Origin of the sequence: Paenibacillus macerans (assembly GCF_050565405.1) — a bacterium.
In the GTDB taxonomy this organism is placed as follows: Bacteria; Bacillota; Bacilli; order Paenibacillales; family Paenibacillaceae; genus Fontibacillus; species Fontibacillus macerans_B.
Genome location: NZ_JBNYYG010000010.1, coordinates 92,661 through 114,819, shown reverse-complemented (window position 1 = coordinate 114,819; position 22,159 = coordinate 92,661). Strand labels below are relative to the sequence as shown.

General features: G+C 56.2%; 18 protein-coding genes. 2 read left to right on the top strand and 16 right to left on the bottom strand.

All coding sequences use genetic code 11. The features are described from left to right. Positions 1-9: 9 nt before the first annotated feature. Positions 10-183 (bottom strand): hypothetical protein, encoded by a 174-nt coding sequence (locus tag ACQ4N8_RS09395; protein ID WP_430704087.1) that lies wholly within the window; start codon positions 181-183, stop codon positions 10-12. A gap of 238 nt (positions 184-421) precedes the next feature. On the opposite strand from ACQ4N8_RS09395, the gene ACQ4N8_RS09390 reads away from it, so the two are divergent. Next, on the top strand, positions 422-763 hold the full coding sequence (locus ACQ4N8_RS09390; RefSeq protein WP_430704086.1) for a cupin domain-containing protein: 342 nt from the start codon (positions 422-424) through the stop codon (positions 761-763). Positions 764-1,205: 442 nt separating this feature from the next. Here ACQ4N8_RS09390 and ACQ4N8_RS09385 read toward each other — a convergent pair whose 3' ends face one another. Both ACQ4N8_RS09385 and ACQ4N8_RS09380 read right to left on the bottom strand, forming a co-directional pair. Further along, on the bottom strand, positions 1,206-2,336 hold the full coding sequence (locus ACQ4N8_RS09385) for a glycoside hydrolase family 88 protein (RefSeq protein ID WP_430704085.1): 1,131 nt from the start codon (positions 2,334-2,336) through the stop codon (positions 1,206-1,208). 73 nt (positions 2,337-2,409) lie between these two features. Continuing rightward, positions 2,410-3,402 (bottom strand): Gfo/Idh/MocA family protein, encoded by a 993-nt coding sequence (locus ACQ4N8_RS09380; protein WP_430704084.1) that lies wholly within the window; start codon positions 3,400-3,402, stop codon positions 2,410-2,412. Positions 3,403-3,528: 126 nt separating this feature from the next. Here ACQ4N8_RS09380 and ACQ4N8_RS09375 point away from each other — a divergent pair, with 126 nt between their 5' ends. After that, the gene (locus tag ACQ4N8_RS09375; RefSeq protein ID WP_430704083.1) at positions 3,529-4,398 is read left to right on the top strand and encodes an AraC family transcriptional regulator; all 870 of its coding nucleotides are present in this window, start codon (positions 3,529-3,531) and stop codon (positions 4,396-4,398) included. A 158-nt stretch (positions 4,399-4,556) separates the two neighbouring features. On the opposite strand, the gene ACQ4N8_RS09370 is transcribed toward ACQ4N8_RS09375, so the two are convergent. From ACQ4N8_RS09370 to ACQ4N8_RS09310, 13 genes are all read right to left on the bottom strand, one after another. Then, a complete protein-coding gene (locus ACQ4N8_RS09370; protein ID WP_430704082.1) occupies positions 4,557-7,295 on the bottom strand; it encodes a carbohydrate-binding protein in 2,739 nt (912 codons plus the stop codon). Positions 7,296-7,332: 37 nt separating this feature from the next. After that, positions 7,333-8,601 carry a glycoside hydrolase family 125 protein gene (locus ACQ4N8_RS09365; protein WP_430704081.1) on the bottom strand — a complete coding sequence of 423 codons (1,269 nt, stop codon included), beginning with the start codon at positions 8,599-8,601 and terminating at the stop codon, positions 7,333-7,335. 64 nt (positions 8,602-8,665) lie between these two features. Further along, positions 8,666-10,249 carry a hypothetical protein gene (locus ACQ4N8_RS09360; RefSeq protein WP_430704080.1) on the bottom strand — a complete coding sequence of 528 codons (1,584 nt, stop codon included), beginning with the start codon at positions 10,247-10,249 and terminating at the stop codon, positions 8,666-8,668. Positions 10,250-10,285: 36 nt separating this feature from the next. Further along, the gene (locus ACQ4N8_RS09355; RefSeq protein ID WP_430704079.1) at positions 10,286-11,173 is read right to left on the bottom strand and encodes a carbohydrate ABC transporter permease; all 888 of its coding nucleotides are present in this window, start codon (positions 11,171-11,173) and stop codon (positions 10,286-10,288) included. A gap of 12 nt (positions 11,174-11,185) precedes the next feature. Then, the gene (locus ACQ4N8_RS09350; protein WP_430704078.1) at positions 11,186-12,142 is read right to left on the bottom strand and encodes an ABC transporter permease; all 957 of its coding nucleotides are present in this window, start codon (positions 12,140-12,142) and stop codon (positions 11,186-11,188) included. A gap of 18 nt (positions 12,143-12,160) precedes the next feature. Beyond that, positions 12,161-13,831: an extracellular solute-binding protein gene (locus tag ACQ4N8_RS09345; protein WP_430704077.1), complete on the bottom strand. Its 1,671-nt coding sequence runs from the start codon at positions 13,829-13,831 to the stop codon at positions 12,161-12,163. 346 nt (positions 13,832-14,177) lie between these two features. After that, positions 14,178-15,812: a sensor histidine kinase gene (locus tag ACQ4N8_RS09340; protein ID WP_430704076.1), complete on the bottom strand. Its 1,635-nt coding sequence runs from the start codon at positions 15,810-15,812 to the stop codon at positions 14,178-14,180. Between the two features lie 12 nt (positions 15,813-15,824). Next, entirely contained in the window at positions 15,825-16,535 is a 711-nt protein-coding gene (locus tag ACQ4N8_RS09335; RefSeq protein WP_430704075.1) for a response regulator transcription factor, read from the bottom strand. A gap of 14 nt (positions 16,536-16,549) precedes the next feature. Next, complete coding sequence (locus ACQ4N8_RS09330; protein WP_430704074.1) at positions 16,550-17,641, bottom strand: glycoside hydrolase family 76 protein; 1,092 nt, start codon at positions 17,639-17,641, stop codon at positions 16,550-16,552. A 14-nt stretch (positions 17,642-17,655) separates the two neighbouring features. After that, on the bottom strand, positions 17,656-18,726 hold the full coding sequence (locus ACQ4N8_RS09325) for a glycoside hydrolase family 76 protein (RefSeq protein ID WP_430704073.1): 1,071 nt from the start codon (positions 18,724-18,726) through the stop codon (positions 17,656-17,658). A gap of 19 nt (positions 18,727-18,745) precedes the next feature. After that, on the bottom strand, positions 18,746-19,666 hold the full coding sequence (locus ACQ4N8_RS09320) for a carbohydrate ABC transporter permease (RefSeq protein WP_430704072.1): 921 nt from the start codon (positions 19,664-19,666) through the stop codon (positions 18,746-18,748). After that, positions 19,663-20,550 (bottom strand): carbohydrate ABC transporter permease, encoded by an 888-nt coding sequence (locus ACQ4N8_RS09315; RefSeq protein ID WP_430704071.1) that lies wholly within the window; start codon positions 20,548-20,550, stop codon positions 19,663-19,665. The genes ACQ4N8_RS09320 and ACQ4N8_RS09315 overlap by 4 nt, the downstream gene beginning before the upstream one ends. Before the next feature lie 27 nt (positions 20,551-20,577). Further along, on the bottom strand, positions 20,578-21,873 hold the full coding sequence (locus ACQ4N8_RS09310; RefSeq protein ID WP_430704070.1) for an ABC transporter substrate-binding protein: 1,296 nt from the start codon (positions 21,871-21,873) through the stop codon (positions 20,578-20,580). Positions 21,874-22,159: the final 286 nt, after the last annotated feature.

Below are 22,159 nucleotides of genomic sequence, written 5' to 3'. Positions count from 1 at the left end.
TGTGTCAGGTCATCCGGTTAGCAACGTCAATCTGTCGATTTGCTGATACAGTCGCTCCGCCTCGTCCGCCATGCCCGGCTCGTTCAGCCGGATCGACATCGCGAGCAGCCGGTCGGCCTTCTGCTTGAGCCGCTTGATCTCCATTAAAACGGCTTCTTGATCCATCCCCAGATAACTTGTCACGAGCGCTACTCCTTTCGCCTGATTTTCAAAAAATATCCATGCACCTCCATTCAATTTACCGCATTTTGCATTAATGGCATTTTCAAGGACTTTTGAATTGGCGGCATTTTTTTCGTTTTCTTGATCTGGATCAAGAATAAATCGGGCTAACGATGCTAACATTGAACCAGGAAGAAACGAAACCCGCCACACACTAAATCATCCGGCTCGGGCCGGACGTTCAAGGAGGAACCTACCTATGGAAAAATTGGCCTTAACCGCGCTGCAGGACTATCAAGCGGATAAATTCACGAAACGCATCGCCTTCAAAAAGGGAGAAAGCGTCGTCTTCGTGCTGAACTTCATGCCGGGGCAAGAGCTGCCGCCCCATACTCATCCAAACACCGACGTCTTTATTCTTGCTCTGGAAGGCGCAGGCGCCGTCACGGTAGACGGAGAAACCTCGCCGCTAAGCAAAGGCGAGGTGCTGCACCTATCCGGCGAAGAAGCGTTCTCTTATCGCAACTCCGGCAGTGAACCCGCCAGCCTGTACGTCGTGCTGACCAAGGTGCCGTCCCCGGAATATGCTCAAAACATTTAATAAGAAAATGGCGGTGCAAGGGAGTGATCCCCGCACCGCCATTTTCGCGTTCCCGGCCATTTATGCTTTGCCCCGGACGATTGACTCCAGCGCTAATGGATTCTACTATATCGGCAAGGCTTCGTAACGGACCGTAATGACGTTAATCGCTCATTTCCCGGTTATTTCCTGAGCTAACGGACTCCACTGACGTTATCGGGCTCCAAACGAGACGATTTTCACCTTTTTAAAGGGAATAACGCCCCCTGGGTCCGTTACAATTTTTATGCCCTTCTTTTGGGGCAATTAACGGCCTGGGGTCCGTTATCCTTCGTATGCGGCGGCGACCTGGACGGCAGTAATTCCGGTATTGTAGCATTGTGGCATTACGGCCATTACGGGCATTACGGCCATTGCGGGCATTGCGGGATCGCGGCATTACGGGCATTGCGGCCGTACCAGTCTATCGGTCGTACCAGTATCCGGATATGCCCTTTTCCATGCGCATCAACGCTTCCAGATAGAAATAGTCGCCCCAAATCGTATAGTCGTCCGGGGAAGCGCCGCTGCGGACGGAATAAGAGCCGTGCCGGATAAAGCCTTCATCTCCGGAAGCCGGGTCCGGCGCGTAGTTCTGAGCGAGCGAAGCCATCGATCGGGTCACGGCCTCCTGCAATTTACCTTTCAGCGGATCCTGCGGGTCCAAATGGCCGATCAACTCCAGCATCCCGGCCGCGGCGATCGCGGAAGCCGAGCTGTCGCGCTTCGTTCCCGGGACCTGCGGGGCGTCGAAATCCCAATAGACGACGTGATCTTCGGGAAGACGCGCGATGAAATACATCGCCAGCCGCTTGGACGTTTCCAAAAGCTCCGGCCGGCGAAGAGCGCGGTAAGCCAGGGCAAAGCCGTAAATTCCCCAAGCCTGTCCCCGCGTCCAGGTGGAACCGTCGCGGTAGCCCTGGTGCGTCCCTCCGCGTACGGCATCCCCGGTGAGCGGATCGAAATAAAACGTGTGGTACGAGGAATCGTCTCCCCTCACCAGAAAACGCCGGCTTTTGTCGGCATGGATTCCGGCAACTTCGCGGTATTTCTCCTCGCCGGTTTGTTCGTAAGCCCAATACAGCAAAGGCAGGTTCATCAAGCAATCGATAATGATCCGGCCACCGTTCTCCGGATCGTTCTCCGGCCCCCAGGCCTGGATCAACTGCGGCTTCTCCCGCCAACGCTTCAGCAAGACGTTCGCCGCCTCCAGCGTAAGCCGGCGCGCTTCCTCATCCCGTTCCAGGATCCAGCCCGCTTGAGTCGACAGGGAATACAGGAACCCGATGTCGTGATGGTCCAGGCTGGCCGGGTTCCGCTCCAGCCGCCGCCGAAAGCCGTCAACCGTGTGAACCGCCGCCTCGCGGAACCGCTTCTCCCCCGTGTATTCGTAACAAAGCCATAAAATGCCCGACCAGAACCCGTCCGTCCAATCGGTGTTCGGATTCAGCTCATAGTGGCGGCCGTCCCGGCTTACGTGGGGGAATTGGTCCCGAAATCGTTCGATATTGCGTTCCGTTTGCCGGACGGCTTGTTCAATCGCTTGTGCCCACATTTTGCGTGACCTCCCATTTTAATAGGTTTCGCTTCAAATTATAAGGGGAGGTTCATTGCGCTCTGTTGTGCCTTTATATCGCTATATTGCGTTTTTCGTTGGCCGAACGATAGGCAGCCTCCATGAGCCGGGTCAATTCCACGGCCATGCGAACATTCTCGTCCGCCGACGTATCGTTTTGGATATGGCCGATCCACTGCGCAAATGCGCTTGAGCGGTTGGTCGGGATCGGCAACTCATGCCAACGCTCGGCGTACTCCTCACCCTTCGTCCCGGTGCGAAGCAGCAGCTTCGATTCCGGCGCGCCGTACAACAAGGTGCCGTCGGTTCCGTGAACCTCGATCGCAAACGGCGAAAAGCGGTTCACGAAACCCGTCTCGGCGATGCCGACCGCTCCCGATGGCGTGCCTAACGTTACGACGGCGTTATCCTCGACCGGCTTGCCCGTGACATAACCGAACTGCGCCGAAATCTCGGCGGGGTCTTCGCCCAGGAAGAGCCGGGTCAAATACATCGGATGACAACCTAAGTCGATCAGGGCTCCGCCGCCGCAATCCTCCAAGTCGTAGAAATGCTCCGGCAGCCATCCCGCCGTCGCGCCGTTATGGGACAAACGAACGCGGACCTGGGTCACGCGCCCGACCAGCCCTTCTTGCAGCGCTTCGGAGATGGCCAGCGTATATCCGTCATTCAAGCGAGGCAAGGATACCGTCAGCTTGACGTTGTTTTTTTGCACTTCGTCCAGGATTTCCCGAACCTCCCGAAGCGTAGGCGCCAGCACTTTCTCCGTAAAAATATGCTTGCCGGCGCAGGCCGACGCGACCATCACGTCCCGGTGCAGGCGCGTCGGGGCATCGACGATGACGGCATCAATGCCGCTCGCCAGTAGCTCATCCAGCTCGGCAAAAAATGGGACGCCCAACTTGGCGGCTTCCTCCCGGCCCCGCTCCGGATTTTCGTCCCATACCGCCGTAATCTCCGTATCGGGATGCGCTTGCGTTTCCTTCGTATAATCCCAAGCATGCACGTGCCAAAAACTGATCTTGCCGATCCGTATCGCTGCCAATGGAATTCCTCCTTAAGAACCTTAAATAAGATGCATTGCTAACATCCTTAATGTATCACATACCGTTTCCGATTTTAACCTGTTATGATATATGGGAATATTGCGTTTGCGGATGGAGGCTTTCATGTGGAGTATCGTGAATCGATGGATCTGGGCGCAGCCGGCTATACGTTCGATTATCGGAACGAAACCAAAGAGGTGCACTGGCGAAGAGTCCATGCCCATCAAGGGATCGAGATGCTTTACGTGCATCAGGGACTCGGCGAGATTGCGGTGGAAGGCGTAAAATACCCTTTAGCAAGCGGAACGCTTGTCCTTTTCCAGCCCTATCAGCTTCACCGGGTAGAGGTTCCCGTTCATGGCGACATGTCCTACATCCGCACGAATCTGACCTTTAACCCGCATTTGGTCGAGCCCTGGCTGGCGCCGTTTCCCAAGCTGGCGTTCTTTTTCAGCAAAGTGTGGCGAGGGGTTTTGCCCAAGCAAGTATTCCAGCTGCATGCCGATCGGCGGCTGCCGAATCTGCTGGAGGATTTCCAGCGGCTGCGGACCAAGGCGTCGCCCGCCGTCGAGGAGGATCTCGGTTTGTTCTTTCTGGCGCTGCTAAGGCATCTTCAGCTTCACGTATTCACGGACGGCATCGACGCCGATTCCGGGCAGGGCAAGGCCACGCAGCATGTCGAGAAGATGATGGATTGGGTCGAGGCCCATTTCAAAGAACCTTTCCAATTGCAGCGGATCGCGGAGGATCTTCATCTGTCTCCGTACCACCTGTCGCATTTGTTCAAGCAGCATACCGGACGAACCCTCTCGGACTATATTGCGGCCAGGCGAATCAGAGAGGCCTGCGCCCTGCTGATACTGACCTCCAAGCCGATCAAGCGGATCAGCCGCGAAGTGGGCGGGCTGAGCGAAGCTTATTTTTGCCAGCTGTTCAAAAAATGGAAAGGAATCACTCCCCAAACCTATCGCGAAACCGTGCGCCGTTTTTATTGAATGCGTTCCCGGATCGCCTGTATTGCAACGGGGATATATATCCCGCCAATCAGGAGGCCTTGCGGTTTGAGGAGAAGCAAGCGGATGAATTCATATTCGGGCAAAAACAAACAGACCGATCGTCGATCCAGGATCCGCATCGGTCTGTTTTGCAATTCTTATTTAGAAAGATAGTCTTCCAGTTGGATCGTGTAGCCTTTGGAGACGTTTCCCGAACTATCTACGGCCTTAAACACGACCGAATAATGCTTCGGATTTTTTATCCCCGGCAGCATGGCCGTCTGAATGCCCCGTCCGACCTCGAGCGTATGGCCTTCCTGCTTTTTGTTCTTGAATACGCTGATCCGAACCATCTGTCCGTCCATGTCGTACGGGCCGTCCCAATCGAGCCGGATTTGCCCGTTTTCCCGCATCGCCCGAACGTTCTCAACGTCTCCCGGAGGCACTTCGTCGCGAGGCGGAGCGGGCGGAACCGTAGGAGCCGTAAACACGGCCGGATCTCCGAACGTAAACTTATCCAGGTTAAACAGCCAATCCGAGCCTTTGAAGATCAGGAACACGATATGTTTTCCCGTCACCGCTGCCGTCACGTCCGCCGAGAACACCTGAAAGTTCTGCCAGCCGCCGGTTCCGGTCACGGTACCGGTCGCGATCACGGGGCCGCTCAGGCTGTCGATCCTCACTTCAATCGTCCCGCCGCCGGTATCGCTGGCTGCGTTGACATGAAACCGGGTTGGATTCGTATCGCCGAAATCGACGTAGTTGTACATCGCGTAGGGCTGGTTCGGTCCGTACAAACCCGCCAGATAGGTTTGCCCGCCGCCCTGTTCCGTGCCGAAGCCGCCGCCGCTTGTCGCGTTTTCGGCTTCAAGCTTGCCGTACGCATCCCTTGCCTTGCCCTTGACGGTCGTAAAGCTGAACCAATCGAGGTTGCAGGGAAAGTCGCTGCCGTTCGTCCCATGAAAAACAAGATACACGTCATGGATGCCGACGGCCCGGGTATCGTCGATCATGGACATGATGTCCACCCAGCTGTTCCAATCGCCCATGGCGGGAATCGGAATGACGCCGACGGACGGTCCGTCCGGAGCGTCCAACTTGACTTCGATCGTCCCGCCTTGATGGCCGCTCGCTACGCGCACCGTTACGCCGGCCGCGCCACTGTCGAAATCAAGGTCCCGATACATGGCGTACGCGCCATCGGTGATCGCATCCAAATAGCCGTGTTCGGCATGTTTGCCCAGCCCTTCGCCGGCATCGAAGTTCCCCGCCCGCAGCTTGGCGAAGGCATCGGTTTTCGTCGGATCGGTCGCCGTGAACTTGAACCAGTTCAAATTGAACAGGTAGTCGTCGTTCGTCTTGGCAAACACCAGGTATACATCATGGATCCCGGTAACCGTCAGCGGTTTCCCTTGATCATCCTGAAGCACGGCGACCGCGTCGATGAAGTTGTTCCAGCCGCCCGTTCCTTCCACGCTAACGGTACCGGCCTTCGGTCCGTCCAAGGCATCCAGCCGGATTTCGATCTTCCCACCGGACGTTCCGCTGGCCGCCCGGGCGATAATCCCCGCAGCCCCGTTCGTCCCGAAGTCGACATTCTTGTAGGCGGCATAATGACCGGACTGGATGCCGCCCAGCTGCAACGTGCCTTCCGCGCTGCCCTCCAGCACGAACCCTTTGCCGAGGTTGTATTGTTCCGCCTCGATTTTGGAGTAAGCGGATTTCGCCGGGTAGCTCAGGTTAACGTCCTTCGGCTCCAGCACGGTCAACGCCTCGACGGCACCCGAGGAAGCCCATGATTCGTAGGTTCCGGCGAGCAGCTGCCCCACCCAGTTCCCGTCGACGATCCCCTCCTCGTTCCGGTGGTTCCATGCCGTTGCGGCGTTGAAGGCCAGCCAGGCATCGAATCCCTGCTCAAATTCCCGGTAGGCGCGGGCATTGCCATCGTTCAGCGCCTGTTGCAGATACGCCAAATTCCGGATGAGAATCGTCTTGCCGCCTTTCAAATCCCCGTTAGGGCCTTCGTAGTTCAGCAGTCCGTTATCGTCGACCAAACGCTCCATCGTAAACCGGGCAGCCTTCACGGCATCCTCCAGGTAAATCGGGTCGCCGGTCACCCGGTGCAGGCCTACCGCCGCGCCGACAAACGTTCCCTGATTGTAATGCGTGGCGTCCGGGACGGCGCCGCGATCCGGCTCGATCCGGTCGAATACCTTGCCGTTGCCGTCGGTCAGCATCGTTTTGCCCCAGCGGAAGATGCGCTCCGCCGCCTCCAGGTAATGCCGATCGTCCGTAATTTCGTACAGGAACACGGCTGCCTGGGCGGCAGGGAAATTGATGCAGGCGTTTTTGGTGACATGCTCGCTGTTCAGCCACCAGATGCCGCCGTTCGCGAATGAATCGTCCCACTGCGTGTCGTACACGAAATCGAAGTAATATCGGGCCTTCTCCAGATATCTGGTTTCGCCCGTGATTTGATAGGCCCGCGCGCTGGCCATGGCCCACCACATGATGTCGTCGTTAAACGGATTGTTCGTCCAATCCTCCCCGTGCTTCGCGACGGCCCCGTCGAAAACCTCGTCGATTTGCGTACGAAGCTGCGCCTTCAGCTCCCGGTCCGTTGTGCGCTGATAGGCATCCATCACCATCTCCCACAGCTCGGCTTCCACCCAGAAGCTTTGGTATTTGTCGCCGCGGTTCGAATCGGCCCAATAATACTTCGCCTGCGGGTCCCAGAACTTCGCGTTAAACGCTTTGATCGCCGCATCCGCATCGGCAGGCCCGACTGCGGCGGCTTGAGAGCTTCCCGCCCCGGCGAACATCGTCAAGATTAGGGCAAACGCCAGGGGCAGCGCGAAAAAATACGACAACGGCTTGTTGCTTCGATTCCTATTCACGGCATGACCTCCAAGGTTTCATTTTATGGATCCTGGGCTATCGCATGCTGATTTGCAGGCCGCACAAACTTAACACGAACTCGACGAACATGGCGTTGGACCAGGAGAACCATTCCCGCGTATATTCGTCCGGATGATCCTTATGGAAACCTTCGTGGACCAGTCCCGTCCCGGCGTCGGTTCGCTCGAACATGTTCAAGATCTCCAGCTTCTCCGCTTCCTCAACTGCGGTGATGCCCTGAATGGAGAGACCGATATGCCAAATGTAATCCTCGGGAGTATGCGGGCTGCCGACGCCTTTGGCATATTTCCCTTCATAGTAATAAGGGTTGCGGCGGCTGAGGATCATTCGGCGCGTGTTCAAATAGACGGGATCGTCCTTGCGGCAATAATCCAGATAAGGCAGCGACAGCAGACTGGGGACATTGGCGTCGTCCATCAGGTTGATCCCCCCGAGCCCATCGACCTCATAGGCATAAACCGGGCCGAACTCCGCATCCTCCAGCAGAGCATGCCGTTCAATGCCTTGCTGGATGTCTCGCCGCAGCAAGCGGATTTCCTCTTCCAGCTTCCCGTCTTGATAAAACCGTTCATTGATTTCCAGCAAATAGCCCAATACGACGACGGCAAACATATTGGACGGTACCAGATAGCCGTACTTGCAGGCGTCGTCGCTGGGACGGAAGCCCGACCACGTCATTCCCGTATACGCCGTCCGCCCCGGGAGGGTATTGGTTTCGCCGCCGTTTTCCCGCACGAACGTATACTTCGATTGCTCCTCGTGCCGCTGCTCGGTACGCCAGGTTCGCAGGATCAGCTCGGCGGCCGACTTGAATTCCGCGGTAAAATGCCGGGTTTCCCCGGTGTTTTTCCAATACAAATAGGCCAGTTGAATCGGGTAACACAGCGAATCGACCTCGTATTTGCGCTCCCAAATCCAGCCCGACATCTCGGTAAGATCCTGGTGGTGGCCGCGGAAGTTCTCGAATTCGTTAAACGCGTTGGCGTAAGGATCCCGCAGGATGCACCCGCATTGCGTCCTTAGTACGCCTTCGATGATCTCCCGCAGGCCGGCATCCTGAGCGGCCGGAATCAAATACGGCCTCAGTTGATTGACGGAATCCCGCAGCCACATCGCCGGAATATCGCCGGTCAGCATGAATACGGTGCCGTCCTCGTGGCGGTGGATCGTCGTTTCGAGCGTATTTTCGTAGCATCGTTTGAACATCTCCACGATTTTCGGACGTTGCTGCATCGTTTGCTCGACCAAGGCGATGATATCGGCTTGGGAAAGGTGTTGGGTCATGGTCATTCTCCTCTGTGGTTATGGATGTCGGGAGCCGTCCGCTCCCGTTCTTGCTGAAATGCGGTCACTCAAACGCCCGCGGGTAGCCGTACCATTCGTACCGGACCACCCCCCGGGCCGTCCGCCAAAGCGACGGGGTGCCCGTGGATAACCAATCGAGCGGTACCGCGGAAGGCTGAGGCGTGGCGGCAAGCGCAAATGCCTCGCGTAAATCCGCCCGCATCGCTTCCGTCAATTCGCGCGGATTGCAGGAGATAAACAACGGCGTCCCGCTATGAGCCACCGCCTTTAACCATTCGCGGTTTTGCTCCCACGGAATGTCGGCCGCAATGCCGACGCAATCGGCATCGGCCAAATAGAACGCCTGATGCTGCGGCATGCGGAAGGCAAGCGTATTGACGCCCATTTTTCGCGTGCGGGCAAACTCTTTGCCGCTGGTATCGTCTCCGGTGCGCTGAAGCTCGAAGATGCCGGCCGCCAAATGGCCGATCGTATTGCAACCGATGATATAAGCTTTTCCGGCATGTTCCCGGATCGTTTGATAGAAGGCTTTGATGATTTGCGCCGTCGTTTTGGACTTGTCGCAGAAGCGGATTTCCTTGTCCGTATAACGCAAATCCATCTGGAAGCCCCAACGCCCGAACAGGTCCACGGTAGTGAAATCATGTTTGATCAGCTCATACCCCCAGCCAACGATCCGGCTGACGTCCTCGCCGATCCGGCGCAAGACTTCGGGATCGCTGGGATCAAGTACGTATTCGCCCTTGCGCAGATCGGCATGGAGCACCCGCTTCCGGTCGCCTGCCTCCCGGACCAGCAGCGGGCGGAACCAGATGCCCGGTCGAACGCCCAGCTCTTTGATCCTGCCGGCGATCTCGGCCATCGACCCGAACTTGACGTTTCCCCGATCCCAGGGACCGCCGTTATAGTCGGCCGCATGCTCCGGCTGCCAGCCGTTGTCGATGACCATGAACGGCCTGACGGCATTGCCTTGCGATAACAAGGCGACCAGCTCCGCGTGTTCGGCAATCAGCTCCGCCGAGTTGTTGCCGTAGGCATAATACCAGTCGTTGCCTCCGTGTACCGGTTCCGCCGGCAAACGCGGCCGCGGGCACATCGCCCGGCAAAAGGCGGCGGCCGCCTCGAACGGTTCCACCCCCTCATGCTGCGCAAACACCACAGTCGCTGCCTCCAGCTCCCTTTCGCCCAGCTCAATCGGATAGGTCCCGTTCCGGATATCCATCCATAAGTCGATGGCCGTATCGTTGACCTGCCAATGGCACAGCGCGTTCGGCCCGGTCATGACCCCGTAGCATTCCGCCAGCCCGGGCGCCGCCGCGATGAAATACCACGGCAGGATGCGATCCGGCCGAAGCGGCTCGAACCCCAGATCGCCGTATCCCCGCTCGAACGCGTCGCCCAGATATGCCGTTTCCGCCGGAAAGGCATGCTTCCAGCTCAGCTGAATCCGGGATAACGCCTCCGACGGCGAACTCACTTTGACGGCAAAGCTGTTTCCGCCGGCCGCGGCCGCGAATTCAAGGCGAATCCCCCCATGGGGAAACGCCCAGCCTCCGTCCGCCGGGTCCAGCCGGACCCAGCCTCGGCCGCCTGTCTCCAGCCGCACGGCATCGGGAAATCGAATCAAACTAACCGCACCTCCTGTTTCTACTGTCATTCCAACCTATTCCTTAACCGAACCCAGCACAATCCCATGGATCAGATACCGCTGCAGGAACGGATAAATGAGCATGATCGGAATCATCGATACGAGGATTTTGGCCGAATTCAAGGTTGTACTGGATATTTTGTTGAACTGCTGCAGTTGCTCGACCGTCAAATTCTGCATTTGGTCCCGGGTCAGGCTAAGCTGCTGCAGATAGGTTTGCAGCGGGATCTTGTCGCTGTCGTTGATCAGCACGATCCCGTCAAAGAAGTTGTTCCAGTGGCCCACGATGACGAACAGCGTGATCGTCGCCAGGCTTGGCAGGGAGACCGGCAAAAAGATGTGCGTCAAAATTTTTAGCGGTCCCGCGCCGTCCATGAACGCCGCCTCTTCGAGTTCTTTCGGGATGCCCCGGAAAAAGTTCATTAGGAGAATCACGTTAAATACCGGAACCGCCCCCGGCAGCACCAAAGCCCAAAGGGTATTGATCAGCTTCAGATCGCTGATCACCATGTACCAGGGCACGATTCCGCCGCTGAACAGCATCGTGAAGATGATGATCCACATATAAAGGTTGCGCGACCGAAACTGCACGATGCTCCGCGACAGCGGATAAGCCATCAGAACCGTAAGCAGCATGTTGATCGCGCCCCCGAGGAATACCCGTTCCACCGACACGGCAAACGACCGCCAAAACTTCGCGTCGTTCAAGATTTTTTCATAGGATGAGAAATTCAGGTCGACGGGAAGAAAATAGACCCGGCCGGCGTTCACCGCCGTACTGCTGCTGATTGAAACCATGATCGTGTTGATCATCGGCGCCAGCGACAGGAACGCGATGACCACGAGCGCAAAGACGATCAGCACGTTTACGAATCGGGACCCTAACGTTTGCGACTGTACCATGACGATGCCCCCCTAAAAAATCCTGTACCCGGCGTATTTGGCCGCCAGCTTGTAGGAGATGATGATCAGCACGAAGCTGATGACGGATTTCATAAGCCCGATCGCCGTGGCGAACGAATACTGCATATTGATGAGACCCATCCGGTACACGAACGTATCGATGATGTCCCCCGTCTCGTAAACGAGCGGATTATACAGGTTAAACACCTGGTCAAAGCCCGCGTTCAGCACATTCCCCAAGCTTAGCGTGCCGAGCAGCACGATCGTCGGGAATATCCCCGGCAGAGTGATGTTCAGCATCTGCTTCCAGCGGTTCGCCCCGTCAAGCGCCGCCGATTCGTAAAGCGACGGATTGATGCTCGTCAGCGCCGCCAAATAAATAATCGTCCCGTATCCGAATTCCTTCCACGTATCCGTCAGGATCAGCAGCGGCCGGAACCACGTATTGCTGGCCAGGAACATGATTCGCTCGAGCCCCAGAAATTCCAGCAAGTTGTTGACCATCCCGTCGTAGGAAAAAATCATCGTCAGCATCGTCCCGAGCACAACCCAGGACATGAAATGGGGTAGATACACGATCGTTTGCACCGTGCTTTTGAACAGCTTCAGCCGCACCTCGTGGAGCAGCAGCGCAAACACGATCGGCACGACCAGGCCCAGCACGATTTTCCCTACGGCAATAACGATCGTGTTGATAAAGATTTGCTTGCTGTCCGGCAATTGAAACATGTAGGTGAAATTGTCCCACCCGACCCAAGGGGATTCCGCGATCCCCTTGGCCGGAATGAATCTTTGAAACGCCATGACCGCGCCGAACATCGGAACGATCGAGAACATGAACAGCATGATCATGCCGGGCAGCAGCATCAGGTGATACGTCATGCCGTCCAGCCGGTTGCGCATCTTGCGTTTACGCAGCGGTACCTTCGCTCCGCGACCTAAACTCGCTTCGGTTTGAGCCATTTTCATCACATCCCGGGTTCAAAGTTATTGCCCATTGATCTCAGCCATAATTTCGTCCCCGCCGGTACGGTGCCAGGTATCGACGAATTTATCGAACTCGTCCGGCCCGGCTTCGCCCATAATGATTTTCAGGATCGTCTCTTCCTCCATCTTTTTCAGGTTGGCCCATTTCAGCTTCATCGTTTCGGTCGTGCCGTAGAAGGCGCCGGGAATCACGTCCAGATTCGGGTTGTTGGCTTCCCGTTGCCCTTCGATGCGGGAGATGTATTCCCCGTACGTATTCGCGTCGATGCCGTTGCCCTTCTCTTTGAATTCCTGGTAGGCGCGCAAGGATACGATCCGGTCTTCCTGAATCGACGATTCGTCGCCGGATTCGTCGGCCTTCATGATGTCTTCGTAATAACGTTTCAGAACGTCGTCGTAATCGACCTGCATCGGAATTTGCGTGGGATCGTTGTTCCAGCGGCTGTTGTCCGTCAGCAGCTCATCCGGATGGTCCTTTTTGTATTGAATGGCATCCTCGGTCAAGGAATACAGGAAATCGGTCGTCAGATTAATCGATTTCATGATGGCTTCCGGATGCGGATAATCCTTCTTCACGACCACGATCCCGCCGCCGACCGGATCCTGGCGGATGGTTTTAAATTTTCCGGCATCGTCGACCGGCGCCGATACGGCCACCCACTCCGCTTCCGGATTCTGCTTGATCGATTCCTTATAGTTCGTATAACCGATCCACCACGGATTAAAGATCATTCCGACCTGTCCGTTGATGACGAGCGCCTCTTTCTCTTCATTGGAACGAACGGCGAACTGTTTGTCGATCAGCCCTTCTTTGTAGCGTTCGCTCAAATCGGCCAAAGCGGCTTTCATTTCCGGCTGCACCGATCCGTAAACGGTTTGCCCTTCGGCGTTTTTGATCCATTGGGTCGGAAACGCGTTATGCGCGGCAAACACCGGCGAGAAGTTCATCGCATTTTGGTCCATGACGAACCCGCCGGTTTTCCCGGTGCCGGAGGCGTCTTTTTCCATGAACGTACGCGTCAGGTTCCAAACGTCGTCCAACGTTTTCGGCAATTCCGCCCCGACTTTGTCCACCCAATCCTTCCTTACCCACAACAGCTGGTGCTGGTTCCCGATGTTCGTCATCGGCAGGCCCATGATTTTGCCGTCCACCTTGACTTGGTCCAGCAGCAAATCGCCGTAAGACCCGTAAATCTCCTTGATTCCTTCGGAAGCGGTTTTCTCGTAAACCTCGGTTAAATCGGCAATGAGATCATTGTCTACCAACTGGTTGAAAATCTCCCGATCGACCAGCATGACATCGGGCAAATCGCCGGTCGTCATCGACAAGGACAACTTCTGCTTCATGTCGTCCGTTTCCCAGGCGACCTTCGCCTTGACGTTCACCCGGCTTTCCACGTATCGCGTCGCCAGGTTGTTCTCGATGGTGTCGCCTTCCGGCAAGTTGTTGACGTGATTCGTATGGCGGCCGATCGTAAACTCCACCGGCGTTTCATACTTACCGTAAGGATCGAAATTCGGCGAGTCGCTCTCCTGAGCCGAATCGGCGCCGCCGTTCGAGCTGCCGCCGTTGCCGGCCGCGTTGCCCCCGTTGCCTCCGCCGCATGCGCTGGCCGTAAACAAGCTGAGGCAAGCGGTTAATATCAAGGCTAACTTCCATGTTTTGTTCATGTCCCTAACCCCTTTATCGTTTGATAGCTCGATTGTATCCGGTTTCAAAAGGGGCGCCTATGCAACGTTTTTTTGATTTATAGCAGGATTTGCATGGCTTGCGTTATGGACTTGCGGAGGGCAAGTTGAACAAATCATTGTGCAGACGGAGGCAGCCGAGTGAAATGTTCTTACGATCGCTGTTGTTCCCGGATTTCTAGGATTGAACCTGATTCAAGCAAGGTAGAAATCCGGTCGCAAAGGCGAACGCTCCGCTTCTTCAGAATCATTTCACCCTCTTGCCTAATTCCCGCCCTGATCTCCAATTCAACTTATAAAACCGCAAGCTTAGTTCTGCTCAAGCCGTTTACCGTCCATACGGCAGCGTAATCGTCACCGCCGTGCCGAGCCGGGGCTCGCTGGCGATGGCAAGCCCGTATTTCGGGCCGTAGTACAGCTTGACGCGGTCATTGACGTTTTGGACCCCGCAGCCGCCGTTTTCCGCCGACAGCAGCCTCGCCGCCCGCTCCGGGGACATGCCGACGCCGTTGTCGCGCACGCTCAGCTTAAGTTCCTCTTTGGCGCGGCAAGCCGAAATCCAGAGCTGAAGGTCCTCGTCCGCCGTTTCGGCAAAACCGTGCTTAATGGCGTTTTCCACGATCGGCTGCAAAATAAAATGGATGATCTCATGCGTCAGCAAGCCCTCGTCAATGTCGTAATTCGCTTCGAAGCCGCCGTCATGCATTATCATCTGCAGGTCGATATAGGCCTTGATGTTATCCAATTCGTCCCGAAGGGTCACCCGGGTTTTGCCCTTGTTCAACGTCGTCCGGTAAAACTTGGCCAAGGCGGCTACCATATAACTCGTTTCGATATCCTGCTTTTTCACCGCCCGCCAGTTGATGAAGGACAGCGTATTGTACAAAAAATGCGGATTGATCTGCGTGATCAACTGGTTATACTCGCTTTCCCGCTTGGCGATTTCCGCTTCGTATACCTGCCTGATCAGGCCGTTGATCCGGCTGAGCATTTTGCCGATGCCGTTGGTCAACTCGCCGACCTCATCCTTCGAGGAGCTGTGGATCACGACGTCGAGATTGTTTTGTTCCACCTTGTCGACCTTGTTTCGGAGACGGACGATGCGGCGGGTGAAATTGCTGGAGAAAATATAGATCAGGCAAAACGTAATCAGCAAGCTGAGAAGAATCACGAAGAAAGTGATCTTAAAAATCGCCATTGCATTCAAATAAGCGTTGTCATAGGAGAGGGAGTACTTCAGCATCCAATCGATGTTCTTCAGCGGCTCGCGGATTTCCGCCGCGTCCCGAGCCGGGGCAAACGGCTGGGCGCTGTGATAGATCGGCTCCCGGTCCACGCCTTCAATGCTCACGGAAATATGCTCCGACAGCCGGTCCAGATCGGAAAAGATGCTGTCGTAATCGATCGTGATCACCATGAAATTGCTTTCTTTCAAATTGCTGATCAGTTGCTGCAGCAAATACACATGCCCGTCGTAAACGATCCAGTGCCTGCCCCTGTACCCGTCATACCACGGCTGTCGCTTTAATTCGTCCAGCGGGAGGATGTTCCCGCGAATGCCCGGCAGATCTCCCGACGTGTAGAACGTAATCTCTTCGATGTCCTCGTCCATCAATTTCGTTTGCGCGATCAACGGGTCCACGATATCCCGGAAGTCGAGGTACATGCGAAAATAGTTGCTGCCGTAATCTTTCAGGAACACGGCGGAGAACTCCCGGTTCAGCACGAGGAACTCGCACAGCATATTATACCGGTTGATTTTGTAGTCGAGGATGCTGGCCACCTGGTTCATGCTGGACCGGGCTTCGCTTTTCAGCTCTTTCATTTGCGCATGGTACGATTGGGAAAAAGACAGCATCCCCAGCAGCAGAATCGGAATCAAAGCGATAATGAGGTGGGAGAGCAGCAGCTTGCCGCGAAATTTCAAGTCGTTGAATTTGCTTTTGATCAGGCGTATCATCATCGTTTGGCCGATTCAGCTTTCCCGGTATTGCAGCGGACTGACTCCGTATTTGTTGCGGAACAGCTTGCAGAAATACGACGGATTCTCGATCCCGACGGAAGCGGCGATATCGTTGATTTTCATGTTGGAGTGAAGCAGAAGGTAGTCCGCCCTCCGCAGCCGATAATCCGTAAGGTACTTGGAGAAGTTGACGCCGGTTTCCTTTTTGAACAAAATGCTCAGGTAACCCGGGGAAAGGAAGACTTCATTCGCCGCCTCGGATAAGGAGATGTCCCGCTGAACATGATCCCTGATAAACTGCTTCACCTGCCGGATCACCTTGGATTCCTCGGTTTCGTGATCGGGAGCCGTATAAGGCTTCTCCTGCGTCACGTTCTCCATAACCTCCAGAAACTCGTCGATGATCAGCGGCTTGAGCAAATAATTGACCACGCCGAGCTTGATGGCGCTGCGGGCGTACTCAAATTCGCTGTATCCGCTGCAGATGACGATTTTCAGGTCTTCTTGCGTTTTTCGGGCCAGCTCGCTTAATTCCAAACCGTTCATCATCGGCATTTTGACGTCCGTAATCAGCAGGTCGACGGCATGGCGATTAAGAATTTTCCCGGCGGCATAGCCGTTCTCCGCTTCGAGAACTTGACAGGGGAACTTATATTGATGGATCAGGTTTTTGATTCCCTCCCGTTCCGTCGCTTCGTCGTCGACAACCAGCACATTCATCATCCCACCGCCTCCTTTCAGGCTTGATTGACGGTTGCCTCCAGTACGGCCGCCGCCTCCAGCAGCATCAGGCCGCTCAACTGCACGCTCAGCTGGACCGGGAGCCTCGGCGGCTCCTGCCATGAAGGGCCGCATAATCCGGGCGGACGCAGCAAGCCGCTGGACCAGAGCCGTTCCGCATTGGCCATGATGATCTCGCGCACGCGCGGGCAATCCGGGTCCGCCCTCAGCAGCTCCACCAGATAGCGAATGAGAATCCCTTTGAACAGCCCGGTATCGTCGATCCCTTCGTCGGGTAGCAGCCCGGTGCCGGGTTCGCAAAGCGCATCGAAGCAGGCGGCCGCCGTCCGCTGCGCCTCCTTCAGATAGCCGGGATCGCCGGTGCATCGATGAAGCTCCACGCCTGCGCCGATGAACACCCCTTGGCAATACGTGAACTTCCAGTCCTTGTCGATTTGGCCGTCGCCGAGCCGATTGATGCCGTCCCAAACGAAACCCGTCGCCGGGTCCACCAGCCGGGACCGGTTCCAGTCGTAGATGCGCTTGGCCCACGCCAGGTCCGCTTCACGGCCGAATAGCCGGTAAAGCCGGGCCGCCAAAATGGCGGCCGGGGCGTTGGCCGGCGTATTTTTGTAATCGAGCTGATCTTTCTTCCAGGCCATCCCGCCGTCGAAGTACCCGTTCCAAGCCGTTTGGATATCCTCCCACAGCTCCAGCGTCTTCTCCTTGTACCAAGGCTCGCCCGTCCCCTGGTAGGCCCGCAGCAGCGCCAGCGCCGTCCACTCCATATCGTCGTAATAGTTATGCGTGAACGTGCCGCTGTTATAGCTTTCCAGACTGCGGCAGAACCGTCCGATCCGCTCCGGCAAAGCCGGATCGCCGGTCCGTTCGTAAGCGTCGACCAACACGTCGAGGACATGGGCTTGCCACCAGTAATAGAAATTGTCTCCTGCCCGGTTTGCCGTCCGAGGATACCATTGATCAAGAATGCCCGTATCCTCGTTCATGTAACAAGCGAATAGGTCGCGATGCATCCGATCCGCCCGGTCGGACCACGCGTCGGCACGCCCCGGCAACCGCAGATTCTCTTCGGAGCGCTCGTTTTTCATTTTCGCATCCTCCTTCAGGCCTTCCGTTCCGTACCCGGCCCGGCAGCCATCTCCAGCAGCATGACGCCGCTGAGCTGCGAGCTTAACGACGCGGTGTCGCCGGGGGCGGGGCCACGGTTCCAATCCGTGCCGAACCGCGGCTGGTCCGGAACCTGCAGCCTTCCCCAAGCGTTCTCCGCCTGGGCATCGATATACTCGGCGATTTCGGGATGGTCCGGCGCCGCCTTGGCCAGCTCCGCCAAATAGCGGATCAGAATGCCTTTGAACAGCCCGGCGTCGCCGTCCCCTTCATCCGGCAGGAGGCCGTTTTCGGGCTGAGCGAACTCGTTCGCGACAACGCGAAACGTCCGCAGCGCCGCTTCCGAATATTCCGTTTGCTTGCTTATCCGGTGCATCTCCACGGAAGCCCCGATAAAGACGCCCTGACAATAGGTGAATTTCCAGTCCTTGTCGATCGCGCCGTCCCCGGTCCGGTTCATGCCGTCCCATACCAGGCCGGTTGCCGGATCGACCAGATTCGCCGACTGCCAATCGTAAATCCGCCGTGCCCAAGCCAGATCGTCCGGATTCCCGAACGCCTGGTATAATCGGGCCGCTAAAATGACGGCCGGAGCGTTGGCCGGCGTGTTTTTATAGTCCAGCTGCGACTTCTGCCAGGCGATCCCTCCGCCCATCTGCTCGTTCCACCCGGTTTGGATGTCCTGCCATAGGATAAGGGAAGCGGCCTTGTATTCAGGTTCGCCGGTCGCCTGATAGGCGCGCAGCCAAGCGAGCGCCATCCACTCCATATCGTCGTACAGCTCATTGGGCCAGACGCTGCCGTTTCGCTCAAGGAGGCCGTCATAAAACACCCTCAGCCGCTCGGCATACCGTCGGTCGCCCGTACGCAGCAGTCCGTCGACCAGCACATCGACCGCATGAGCCATCCACCAATAATGGAAAATACCGTTGCAGCCTCCACCCTCGCAAGGAGTTTGAATGTTGTACATTCGAATCCGTTCGTTCCAGAAGAGCTCTTCCAGCGCCAGCTGAGCAAGGTTGGCCCGCTCCCGCCGCACTTCGGTTTCCGTCGTTGTCGTTTTCATCTTATCTCTCCAATCTCTCCTACCCTTTGATTCCGCTGAACGCAATGCCTTGGATAAAATACCGCTGCAGCAGCAGGAAAAGAACCAGAATCGGCAGGATGGCCACCAGCGCCCCCGCCATCATCGGACCGTAATCCGTCTGATAGTTGTACGAAAAAGCCTGCAGCCCCATTTGAATCGTCGCTTTCGCCGGATCGTTCAGCACGATCATCGGCCACAGGAAGCCGTTCCATCCGGCCTGGAACGTAAAGATCCCCAGCGTCGCCAGCGCCGGCTTCGTGAGCGGCAAATAAATGCGCCAGAAGATCTTGAACTCCCCGCAGCCTTCGATCCGCGCCATTTCCATCATGTCTTTCGGCAGCGTAAGGAAAAACTGGCGCATGAAAAACACCGCAAACGTCCCGGATGCGCCCGGCAAAATAATGCCCCAAAACGAGTTCATCAGCCCGTTGCCCCCGCTGCCGAACAGGTCATTGCCGCCGGCGAACGGAATATGGCGCAGCACGTACACGCTCGGGATCATCGTCACGATGCCCGGTACCATCATGGACACGAGCAAGATGCGAAAAAACGGCTGATTCATCTTGAAGTTCAGCTTGGCGAACGCGTAGCCGCTGAGCGACCCGAAAAACAGGTTGAACAGCACGCCGACCGCCGCCAGCAGAAAGGAATTCCAAAAATAAAGTCCAAAAGGCACCGTCGTAAAGGCGTTGTAATAGTGCTCAAACGTCAGGTTTGCGGTAAACCATTTGATCGGCATGGAGAACATCTCTTCATCCGGTTTAAAGGAGGTAAGCACGCTCCAGTAAAAAGGCAAAAACATGATCACGGCGATGATGCCGCTAACCGCATAGAACAACGCATTCGCCAGCCTTTTCTGCGCCGGCACGCCCAACTGCAAGGGACGGGCGCCAACCTTTCTCGCATCGCGGTTTGTCATACGATCGGCTCCTCCGCTTTGGTGATTTTCATGCTGATCAGCGAAAAGATCAGGATCGCCATCGCCAGCACGAACGCCTGCGCCGAAGCGTAGCCCATTTGCAGTTGGTTGAAGCCCTGCTGATAGATCAGATACACCGGCGTTTTGGTGACGTTCGCCGGTCCGCCCTGCGTCAGCACGAACGCCTGGTCGAACAACTGCAGCGCGCCGATGATGGACAGGACGCTGACGAGAAACGTCGTCGGGCGAAGCTGCGGCCAGGTGATATAGCGGAAGCAGGCGAACCGCGACGCCCCGTCCAGCCGCGCCGATTCGTACAGATAATCCGGCACGCCTTGGAGGCCGGCCAAATAGATGATCATGTTGGAGCCGACCGACTGCCATAACGTCATCACGATGATCGACACCATGGCGGTCTCCGTCTGAGACACCCAGGCCGGACCCGTGATGCCGATGTACGACAACAATCCGTTGATCAGGCCGTATTCCGGATGCAGCATCCAAATCCATACGGTGGCGGCGGCGACGGCCGAGGTCAAGGTCGGCAAGTAGTAAAACGTGCGGAACAACTTGACCCCGCCTTTTCTTTTGTTAAGCAGCATCGCCAGCAGCAAGGAGATCAGCAAATTCAGCGGCACGAAGACGACCGCGTAATAGAACACGTTCAAGAAGGTCTGCCACAGCAGGTGATCGCCGATCAGGCGGCGGTAGTTTTCCAGCCCGATCCAATCGTTGGTGCTCAGCACGTCATAATTGGTGAAGCTTAAATAGAGGGCCATCACGACGGGGATGACCATGAATACGGCAAACAGCAGCATGGTTGGCGTAATGAACAGATAGGCCATTCGGGCCTGATGCCGTTCGAGCTTATTGACGGATGCCATTCTTCGCTCCCCTTTCAGCGGCCCGGTTTATTTGGCGACCGCGTTTTCCGCGAGCAGCTTGTCGCCTTGCTCCTGGGCTTTTTTGAGCGTATCGTCGATGCTTTGCTTGTTTTGCTGAAACAGCTCCAGATTCGGAATCAGCGCGTTTTCCTCCATCACGGAATAACCGGGGTGCGTCGGACGCGTCTTGGCGAATTCAAGCGTTTCCGTAAACGGCTTCCACAGCGGGTCCTCCGTAAAGAAAGCATCCTCCAGCGCCGGCTTGAAGCCCGGCATATTCAGGCTCGTTTTGGCCCACAGCAAAGCGTTGTCCTTGTTGGCCGTCCACCATTTGATGAATTCCCACGCTTCCTCCGGGTGCTTGGAGCCCTGCGGGATGACCAAGCCGAAGCCGCCCATCACGCTGCCTTGATCCCCGTTCGGCCCGCTTGGCGGCGGCACGATGCCGTAGTCGAGATCCTTGCCGTATTTGTTGTAGGTGCTCATCATCCACGGGCCGGTGTACAACATCGCCACCTTGCCGGTCACGAACGCGTCCGTGCCTTCCCCAAGCCCTTTTTCAAAACCGACTTTATACACTTTGTCCTCGTTCAGTAAGCGCTGCCAAAATTCCAGCACTTGTTTGCCCTGCTCGTTGTTGAAATTCGTCTTCTGATCCTCGCCCAGCATCGTTCCGCCGGCCTGCTGCAGGTACATATTGAACAGCCCCGGATCGGCCATGGAGAAACCGGCTACCTCCAGCTTGCTGCCGTTCCATTTCGTCAGCGTTTTGGCCGCTTGCTCCAATTCGTCCCACGTCTTTGGCGCCTCCAGCCCCGCGTCCGCAAACATCTTCTTGTTGTAGAACAAAGCGCGGGCGTCCACCGTTAACGGCAAGCCGTATAATTTATCGCTATAAGTCAATTCCTTCAAGGACTCGTCGTAGAAATCGCCCTTGTTAATGCCATCGCGCTCCAGGTAATCGTCGATCGGGCGAAGCACGTTTTTCGGAGCGTACAGTGCCGTTCTCCAGCGGTCCCAAAACAGGATGTCCGGGGACCCTCCGCTCGTCGCGGCCGTCAGGAATTTTGTGATCATATCCTGCTGCAATACGTACTTCACCTCGATTTTGTCCTGCGACTTGTTGAAGGCGTCGACCATCGTCTCGAATTGCTTCTGCCCTTCGCCGCCCCAATCGCCCCAAAAGGTCAATTGAACTTTGCCGCTTTTGCCTCCGCCAGCCCCGTCTCCGCTCGCCCCGCTACCGCTGCCGCTTCCTCCGCAACCAGCCATGAGCGCGCCCAGCATGACCGTCGCCAGCGCAACAACCAACCATTTCTTCATCCCTAAACCCTCCCTTTTCATTTCGACCCATTTACAAAATAAAGCGTTTTCAATAAACATAGTATATTAGCATCATATCATTATGTCAATAGGAATAAAAAACGATTACACTGGTATACGAAGCATATCAAATCAACCTTTTCCCGGGATGCCCATAACCCAAAAAAACCGTAACCGTGCTGCCTTCGGGAAGGCTGCCGGAAACGGTTTTGATCATGCAATTAAAAACCAAACAATATTCCATTGTTTTTCGGCGTGGCGAATCCATCGTTCAACCGCGGAGATA

Coding starts and splice junctions, on each gene's coding strand:
- ACQ4N8_RS09310 (WP_430704070.1), bottom strand. CDS start 21,873: ATGAAGAAATGGTTGGTTGTTGCGCTGGCGACGGTCATGCTGGGCGCG.
- ACQ4N8_RS09390 (WP_430704086.1), top strand. CDS start 422: ATGGAAAAATTGGCCTTAACCGCGCTGCAGGACTATCAAGCGGATAAA.
- ACQ4N8_RS09330 (WP_430704074.1), bottom strand. CDS start 17,641: ATGAAAAACGAGCGCTCCGAAGAGAATCTGCGGTTGCCGGGGCGTGCC.
- ACQ4N8_RS09345 (WP_430704077.1), bottom strand. CDS start 13,831: ATGAACAAAACATGGAAGTTAGCCTTGATATTAACCGCTTGCCTCAGC.
- ACQ4N8_RS09335 (WP_430704075.1), bottom strand. CDS start 16,535: ATGATGAATGTGCTGGTTGTCGACGACGAAGCGACGGAACGGGAGGGA.
- ACQ4N8_RS09315 (WP_430704071.1), bottom strand. CDS start 20,550: ATGGCATCCGTCAATAAGCTCGAACGGCATCAGGCCCGAATGGCCTAT.
- ACQ4N8_RS09320 (WP_430704072.1), bottom strand. CDS start 19,666: ATGACAAACCGCGATGCGAGAAAGGTTGGCGCCCGTCCCTTGCAGTTG.
- ACQ4N8_RS09365 (WP_430704081.1), bottom strand. CDS start 8,601: ATGACCCAACACCTTTCCCAAGCCGATATCATCGCCTTGGTCGAGCAA.
- ACQ4N8_RS09325 (WP_430704073.1), bottom strand. CDS start 18,726: ATGAAAACGACAACGACGGAAACCGAAGTGCGGCGGGAGCGGGCCAAC.
- ACQ4N8_RS09385 (WP_430704085.1), bottom strand. CDS start 2,336: ATGTGGGCACAAGCGATTGAACAAGCCGTCCGGCAAACGGAACGCAAT.
- ACQ4N8_RS09340 (WP_430704076.1), bottom strand. CDS start 15,812: ATGATGATACGCCTGATCAAAAGCAAATTCAACGACTTGAAATTTCGC.
- ACQ4N8_RS09350 (WP_430704078.1), bottom strand. CDS start 12,142: ATGAAAATGGCTCAAACCGAAGCGAGTTTAGGTCGCGGAGCGAAGGTA.
- ACQ4N8_RS09355 (WP_430704079.1), bottom strand. CDS start 11,173: ATGGTACAGTCGCAAACGTTAGGGTCCCGATTCGTAAACGTGCTGATC.